Origin of the sequence: Chryseobacterium sp. AG844 (assembly GCF_003182335.1) — a bacterium.
In the GTDB taxonomy this organism is placed as follows: Bacteria; Bacteroidota; Bacteroidia; order Flavobacteriales; family Weeksellaceae; genus Chryseobacterium; species Chryseobacterium cupriresistens.
Map to the genome: position 1 here is coordinate 111,968 of NZ_QGTV01000016.1, position 9,114 is coordinate 121,081.

The window sequence follows — 9,114 nt, forward strand, 5'->3', positions numbered from 1 at the left end:
TATTTGTTCCTGTCGTTCCTGTGTATGTCTGTAAATGCCTTTGGGCAGGCACAGAAAGATACAGCGATCATAAGAAAACAATATGAAGTGGCCGACCCTACGAGGTATGAAGCCTATTACGACATAAAAACCGGGATGTACTATGTATATCCAAAAATCGGAAATACCATTACAGGTCCTCCTACAGCCATGTCTCCGGAAGAGTATAAAGAATATATGCTTGCCAGCCAGACAAAGGCCTATTACAAGGAGAAATCTGATAAATATAATCTTCTCTTCAGAAGAGACAGATCTGATGCCAGAAAGAAGGGGCTTATTCCTTCATTACAGATCAACAACAAGCTTTTTGAAACCATTTTCGGTGGTAATAAAATTGAAATCATCCCTTCAGGATACGCATCCCTGGACTTTGCAGGACTTTACCAGAAAATAGATAACCCAATGATCCTGCCTCAGAACAGGACCAGTTTTACCTTTGATATCGATCAGAGAATTCAGTTGGGATTATTGGGAAAAGTAGGGGAAAACCTTCAGTTAAAGGCCAATTATGATACCCAGAGTGGTTTTGCTTTTGAAAACAGAATGAATCTTGTATGGCAGGCAAAAGGAAGCTGGAAAGATCTTCAGAGTAAAGGTCTTGGGAATGTAGATAAACCCAACGAAGGAGGAGAGGATAAAATCATCAAAAGAGTTGAATTTGGTAACGTAAACATGCCGCTTTCAACCAGCCTTATCCGTGGTTCACAATCGCTGTTCGGGGTGAAAACAGAATTCCAGTTAGGAAAAACATTTGGAACAGTAGTTCTTTCCCAGCAGCAGGGTGAAGCCCGTAATATTGTAGTACAGGGTGGTGGTGTGATGAACAATTTTAAAGTCAATGCCATTGACTACGAAGAAAACCAGCACTTCTTTATAGGACATTATTTCCTGAACAAATATGATGATGCCTTACTTAATTATCCGCAGATCAACTCAACCATCAACATTACCAGAATGGAAGTCTGGGTATTGGATCAGGGGAACAGTAATCTGGCATATCAGAAAAGTATTATCGGGATCAGAGACCTGGGAGAAGGTCCTGGAGGAGTTACGCTGCCGGATAACTCGCTGAACGGATTGTATGATGAAGTATCACAAGTAGCTGGAACAAGAGAAGCTGGGAAAAATTACAATGCTCTTTTTCAGGGGCATGTCTTCCCGGGAACACCTACTCCCTACAATAACGGAGAAGAATTTGTTCTTGCTACAAAAGCGAGAAAGCTGAATGCTAACGAATTTATCTACCAGCCACAACTGGGATATATTTCATTAAACCAAAAATTGAATGACCAGCAGCTTTTAGCCGTTTCGTACTCTTATACTGTTAATGGAAGTAATAAAGTATACAAAGTAGGGGAATTTTCTGAAGAAAGCCCTGTGCTGATCACCAAGGTATTGAGAGTAAATAACAAGGTGAACACTCAATCTCCGATGTGGGATCTGATGATGAAGAATATCTATTCTATTGATGCGGGACAGGTATCTCCGGATGGCTTTATCCTTAACGTATATTACAGAGATCCAAAAACAGGAGGTAAAGTAAACTATCTTCCGGATACTCCTGTAAAAGATCAGAATTTACTGAAGTTATTTAACTGGGACCGTCTTAATATGAATGGAGATATCCAGAACAATAAAGATGGAAGTAAAGGAGACGGTATTTTCGACTTTGTGAATGGGATTACCATCAGACCGGAAACAGGAAGAGTCATCTTTACCAAAGTACAGCCTTTCGGTAAATTTCTGGAAGCAAAATTAGGAACAAGTGATCCTCAATATATATTTCAGGATCTTTATACCAAACAAAAACAAGAAGCTTCCCAGAGTAACCTTACACAAAGGTATACCATGGAAGGGCGTTACAAAGGTGTTCAGGGACAAGGTATTTCTTTAGGAGCTGTAAACGTTCCTCAGGGATCAGTAAAAGTGGCAGCAAACGGAGTACAGCTTACGGAAGGCGTAGACTATACAGTAGATTATATGCTGGGTACGGTTACGATCATCAATGAAAATGTAAAACAGTCCGGACAGGCCATCAATATTTCACTGGAAAATCAGTTGACATTTAATACCCAAAGAAAAAGATTCTTAGGATTAAATTTAGAAAGAAGATTTAGTGAAAACTTTATCTTGGGAGGAACGGTGATCAATTACTCAGAATCTCCATTGACTCAGAAAGTAAACTTCGGGCAGGAAGCGGTAAACAATACCATGGCAGGGATCAACCTGATGTACAACAATCAGGCACCTTATCTTACAAGATTTGCCAATAAACTTCCTATGGTAAAAACTGAAGCTCCATCCAACTTAAACTTTAAGATGGAAGCAGCTTACTTATTACCTGGATTGAATAAAGGAACAAATAATCAGTCTTATATTGACGATTTTGAACAAACAACCTCTAAAATATCATTAAAAGAGCCGGCAGCATGGAGTTTAGCTTCAAAACCGGAAAAAAATAAATTACCGCCATTTAACACAGTGCCTGGCAATGATGATCTAACAAGCGGATATGGAAGAGGATTATTAACATGGTATAACATCGACCCTAGATTCTGGGGAGTTGGAGGGAAAGCACCTGCAGGAATTACACCGCAGTCTGTATCTAATCACGCTTCCAGAAGAGTACAATATTCGGAGATTTATAATAACAGAGATTTCGTAGCAGGAGAACAAACCTTTACGAATACTTTTGATATCTCTTATTTTCCGAAAGAAAAAGGACCGTACAACGTAAATCCAGTAACAGAACAGGCACAAAGCAGATGGGCAGGGATTATGAGATCAATCAGTGTTCCGAACTTTATTACTTCAAACATTGAGTATGTTGAATTCTGGATGATGGATCCTTACGCAGATGGTAAAACGCTGGGTACTGATCCAAAACTTTTACTTCACTTAGGAAACGTTTCGGAAGATGTATTGAAAGATGGAAAAATGCAGTATGAAAACGGACTGCCAACGCCAGGTACACCATCTTCTACAACGAATTCAAATTGGGGAGTACAGCCAAAACAGCCGCCAATCTTATATGCATTCTCTACAGAAGGAGAGGATAGGAAAGTACAGGATGCCGGATATGATGGTCTTACCTCGGACCAGGAAGCCATGAGATTCGGAAATACGTTTGTAAATCCGGTAACCAATATTGCAGACCCTGCAGTAGATGACTTCGTATTCTATCTTTCGGATAAATTTACAGGAAGTCAGGCAGCTTCAGTAGTGGAACGATACAAATATTTCAGAAATCCGGAAGGAAATTCAGAAGCAAACTCTCTTAACGTAGCTTCACAAACTCCGGATGTTGAAGATATCAATAAAGATTACAACCTGGATCAGACTGAAAACTATAACCAATATGTTATAAAGCTTGATCAGCCAAGTTTGTCACTTGGAACGAATAATATTGTAGATGTAAAAACAGTAAAAGCAACATTCCAGAACGGACAGAGTTCAGATGTTAAATGGTACCTGTTCAGAATTCCTGTAGCGAATTATGATCCAGCTGAAGGGACAGCAGAGCCATCTGTATTGAATAATGTAAGGTTTGCAAGATTGATGCTGGCAGGATTTGATCAGACCTCTACTCTGAGATTCGGAACAATGGATCTTGTAAGATCAGACTGGAGAAAATATACCAGTAAAATTGCCAGTGTAAATGTTCCAAATTCCGACGAAGGAACGGGAACTGTGACAGATCCTAATTTTGAAATAGGAAGTGTAAATATTGAAGAAAATGCATTGAACCAACCTCCATATGTATTGCCTCCGGGAATTGACAGACAGGTATTGAGTGGAAATGCAGGAGCTCAGAGACAGAATGAAGCATCACTTTACATGAAAGTGAAAGACCTTAAAACTGAGGCAAGAGGTGTATTCAAAAATACGACGTTGGATATGAGAAGATACAAAAAGCTGAAGCTGTTTGTACATGCTCACGATCCATTGAACAGAGTGATTGGATTGGATGAGAATACCAAATTCTTTATTCGTTTCGGAAGCGATGCTACTGATAACTATTACGAGTATGAATCATCTTTAAGAATGACTCCTACAACAGCAACAGCTCCTATGGAGATCTGGCCAATGGAAAACGAAGTTGATTTTGATGTTCAGAACTTTGTAGATGCAAAGATCAGAAGAGATAAATCTGGTGTTGCTATTACAAATAGAACCGTTGACACAGGATATCAGGAACCTTATAAAAATATTTATATCAAAGGTAGACCAAGTTTAGGAAATATTACCACCATTATGATTGGGGTAAGAAATGCAGATCCAAGAACAAACTCTACCATAACAAGAGTTCTTTGGGTTAACGAAATCCGTCTTTCTGAAATTGAGAATGATGGTGGATATGCAGGAAATGCCAGCTTAAACTTCAATATGGGAGACCTGGCAACAGTGAATGCCAATGCCTCTTATACATCGGTTGGTTTCGGAAATATCGATTCAAAACCTGCAGAAAGAACACAGTCTACTCAATCCGCATTCAGCATCAATACGGCGATCAATGTAGATAAATTCCTTCCGGAAAAAACAGGGGTGAAAATTCCTTTAAACTATTCTTACTCGCAGACTATTGAAGATCCAAAGTATAATCCTCTGGATACCGACGTAGAATTCAATAAGGCACCGAACAAAGAGCAATTGAAAAAAGTAGCGAGAACCTATACTCAACAGAGAAGTATTGGTGTCGTTAACATGCATAAAGAAAGAGTAAATCCAAATAAAAAGCCTAAGTTTTATGATATTGAAAACGTATCAGTAACTGCTGTTTATAACGATGACTATTTCAGAGATATCTATACCAAGAGAAATTACAGACAGTATCTGAGAGGGTATATTGATTATAACTACACCTTTAAACCGTGGGTACTTAAGCCTTTCAACAAGATGATCAGTGATACAGCAAAATCTACGAAGTATCTGAGATGGGTAAAAGAATTCAATATCAATCCAATTCCTACAAGAATCTCTTTCAGAACTGAAATCGACAGAAACTACAACGAGCTTGAGTTCAGAAATGTGGAAGCAATCCTTAATGGTGATATGAACAGTAATTTCGATGCCATTAGAAACAGAAACTTCTTCTTTGGATGGCAGTATGGATTAGGATTCAATTTTACAAAATCATTAAAACTGGAAATCAATTCCGCAACCAGAACATTAAATGACAATCTGGATGTAAATTCGATGGACAGCAAATCGATTTTCGGAAATATATTCAGAGCAGGAAGGCCGGTATTGTATAATCACAGAGCACAGTTAAACTATAAGCTACCATTCCAATATTTGCCTTATCTGGATTTCATTGATGCAGAAGTAGGATATGGATTTACTTATAACTGGGCGGCGAGGTCTACATCATTGCTTGGATTTACTGATCCTAATACAAATCAGACCGCAAGTTTAGGATCCGTTGGACAAAATACCAATGTGATTCAGGCAACAGCTTCTGCGGATCTTCCGAAGTTCTTTGGCCAGTTTAACTATTTCAAAAATATTAATGCCAAACTTCAGAAACGCAGACAGGAGATGGACTCTCTGAATAATGTGTATGCGAAACAATGGGAGAAAAACAGATACCGATATAAAAAATATAAATTTAAGAATAAGCTTACTCCACTTCAAAGTGCTGCATTCTTCTTAACTTCCTTTAAACAGTTAAACGTAAGTTACAACGAAACGAATGGAACAGTACTTCCGGGATTAATATCAGCACCAAACTGGTATGGATACGGACAGACATTGGGAGGTCCGACACTGGGATTCCTTTTAGGATCACAGGCAGATATCAGAAGAACAGTAATGGAAAACGGATGGGTAAGTAATTCAAATTATATGACAGATCCGTATGTAAGAATGTCGACCAAAGAGCTGAGAGCAGACCTACAGGTGATGCCTATGAATGACCTGAGAGTAGATCTTAATGTGTTGCATACCTTCAACAGTAACTTCTCGCATACAGGATTTAACTATACCAATGGTGGTGTTCCTGATACGGATTTTACGTTTGCCAGCGAAATGATAACGTATTCCAATACTACGTCGCTTCTCAGCACATCATTTAAAGATGGACAGGCAGTTTATCAGGCGATCAGAGAAAACGCAAGAGCGCTTTCTCAACAATTGGGAGGTCCTGGGGCAGTATTGGATAATAACGGATTTGCAAAGCATTACAGCATTGGAAATGCCTATGTATTAATCCCAGCCTTTAGAGCAGCGATGGAAGGAAAATCTGTGTCACCTATGGGTAACCCTAAAAAAGCAGGATTCCCATTGCCAAACTGGAGAATTACCTATTCTGGATTAAAAAATATCCCGATCATCAGCGGGCAGTTCACAAAGTTCGATATCTTACATGCCTATACTGCCACGTATACGGCAACAGGTATTCAAAGTAACGTAGATTATCATGGTAACCCGAACGGATATTATCAGACAGTGGATGATGCCGGTAATGTGAAAAAAAATGATGGAGATAAGATTAACCCATATACATTCGCACAGGTGGGATATGTAGAATCTTTCTCACCGCTTATCGGAGTAGATGTTACCATGAGAAACAATATGCAGTTTGGAATACAGTATAACAGAACCAGAATGATGGTACTGGGATTAGTCAACCAGACACTTACCGAAGATGCGAATACAGAGTATGTAGTAAGACTTGGTTATATTGTCAGAAACTTCAGACTAGGAACAGCCAACATCAGAGGAAGAGGAACAAGAGGAAAAGGAAGTGATCTTAACATCAGAGGAGATATTTCATTAAGAGACAGTAAAACATCCATTATGAATATCCTGTTGAATGATGCTCAGGTTACCGGAGGACAAAGATTGATGAACATCAAACTTTCAGCAGACTACAATGTTTCCGAGAATCTGAATCTGAGAGTGTTCTACGAACAGATGACCTCAAAATATAAGATCTCCACAGCATTCCCGCTGTCTACGGTCAGAGCAGGTATCTCAGCCACATTTACATTCGGAGATTCCGGAGGTGGATTCTAAAAATAATACAAACGTAAAAGTCCTTCAGTTTTGAAGGACTTTTTTTATATCCAATATTTGAAGCTACTATATTTTTGAATACATTTGTACAAAATAAAAATTTAAAAATGAACACACCATCAGAATTAAAGTACACGAAAGATCACGAATGGATCAAGATCGAAGGTAACGTTGCTACAATCGGTATTACAGACTTCGCACAAGGAGAACTTGGAGATATCGTTTACGTTGATGTAGATACTGTAGATGATGATCTTAATGGAGGAGACGTTTTCGGAAGTGTAGAGGCAGTAAAAACTGTTTCAGATCTATTCTTACCTATTTCAGGAAAAGTTATCGAGTTTAATTCAGAATTAGAAGATCAGCCTGAACTGTTAAATACAGATCCTTATGGAGACGGATGGATCATCAAATTGGAAATAGCTGATGGAGCAGATCAGTCAGAGTTACTTTCTGCAGATGATTACAAAGCGATCATTGGATAAGATTTCAAAAATATTTAGTAAGATACTGCCCATTTATTGGGCATTTCTTACTTATATGCTTCTCAAGCCGGGAGAAGAAAACCATGAATATTGGTTCATGTTCAGCGGTATCGACAAGGTTTTGCATGTAAGCATATTCGCAGCACTGGGGTTCTCTTTCATTGCTGCTTTTCCCAAAATAAAATTCTCATACTTTGTCCAGATCATCCTTCTCTATGCTTTCCTTACAGAAATCCTGCAGGAAGAAATGGGATTGGGAAGATCGATGGAAACTTTGGATATCGTAGCAGATACCATTGGATGCTTATTAGGATATTATACCTATAAGTTATTAATCAAGCGTTTCTTTTAACACGCCTTTCAAATCATCACGATTTTATATCCATTTTTTATTCTCTCTTCACCAGTACATTTAAGCTTTTTCATCCTCCAACCCTCCAACTTTCCAACTCTCGAACTTTTTTCAGGAGCTATTTCCTGCTATCCATTCCTACTCCTCGCGCCCGTGCACTCCAACGCTGTCACCCTGAGCGAAGCCGAAGGGCTCCACACCTAAAACCGACCCTCCGACGCAAGCTGCGGGGTAACCATTTCTATCAGGGCTAGGGTAGGAGTCGTTAATGATGAATGATGAGGTTCGGGTTATTGAGTTTCGGATTTCTGGTTTCGAGGTATAAAAGGAACATTGTTGTTGAATTTTCATATTGTAGATTTCTATGGAAACATATTATTGAGTATCAATCTCTATTCCTATTGTGTCATTCCGCAGGAATCCAAACTTCTTTACGAGAGTCTTAAAAGAAGCAAAATGCCAATATAATGTCTAAGGCCTTTTAGCCGTTAGTATTAGCCATGTCATGCTGAGCTGAGTCGAAGCATTGTAATTAATTACGGGTGTAGGAGCTAAACCTTATTACTCTATATAATATATAAATATACTCTTTAGCATTTCCATCCTTCCCATTCTATTATAATATAAATGTATACAATAAAGCAGGCCCCTCTTATCTGTGTAAATCTGCGAGATCTGTGGGCAATGATCATCCCCATACATAAAAAACAACAATCTCCCTTCATTATATATAATCTTCCATCAATAGGAGCGGACTATAATCGTGAGCTTAATCGAAGAAAGCTTATAGTCTGGTCTCTACTATATAATATATACCCTATTTAATCCTTCCACACCTCAAACCCTCGCATCCCGCACCCCGAATCATACCTCTCTCCCCCTCAAACCCTCAAACTCTCCCACACTCCACGCTCTCCCTCCGATTCTCCAAACAAATGTTTAAAATTTTTCTCCCTGCCTTCCAGTCCTTTAGGAATAAATATCACTGTAATGTAAAATTTATGTTAAATAAACTTGTTTTGCGTTGTGGGAAGTTACTATCTTTGCCCCACTGAAAACGAGAGTAGAACAGTAGCGCAGAAGCGCCTTTAGATAGGCAGAAACGATATTACTTCAAGAAAGAGACGGACGAAAAAAAACTTTAAAATTTTTTGTAAAAAAAGTTGCCAGTTTAAAAAGAGTTTGTATCTTTGCAGTCCCAATTAGAGGGAGCGCAGGAGT

Annotated in this window: 3 protein-coding genes; all 3 read left to right on the forward strand. The window is 38.8% G+C overall.

Translation table 11 applies throughout. The features are described 5' to 3' along the window. The first annotated feature begins 24 nt into the window (after nucleotides 1–24). The 3 genes from sprA to DEU40_RS15730 all read left to right on the forward strand — a co-directional run bounded on the left by sprA (nucleotide 25) and on the right by DEU40_RS15730 (nucleotide 7,893). Entirely contained in the window at nucleotides 25–7,056 is a 7,032-nt protein-coding gene (gene sprA / locus DEU40_RS15720; protein ID WP_110010715.1) for a cell surface protein SprA, read from the forward strand. A gap of 107 nt (nucleotides 7,057–7,163) precedes the next feature. Further along, complete coding sequence (gene gcvH / locus DEU40_RS15725) at nucleotides 7,164–7,541, forward strand: glycine cleavage system protein GcvH (RefSeq protein ID WP_047098621.1); 378 nt, start codon at nucleotides 7,164–7,166, stop codon at nucleotides 7,539–7,541. A gap of 25 nt (nucleotides 7,542–7,566) precedes the next feature. Then, entirely contained in the window at nucleotides 7,567–7,893 is a 327-nt protein-coding gene (locus DEU40_RS15730) for a VanZ family protein (RefSeq protein ID WP_317047533.1), read from the forward strand. Nucleotides 7,894–9,114 lie beyond the last annotated feature (1,221 nt).

Coding starts and splice junctions, on each gene's coding strand:
- sprA (WP_110010715.1), top strand. CDS start 25: ATGTCTGTAAATGCCTTTGGGCAGGCACAGAAAGATACAGCGATCATA.
- gcvH (WP_047098621.1), top strand. CDS start 7,164: ATGAACACACCATCAGAATTAAAGTACACGAAAGATCACGAATGGATC.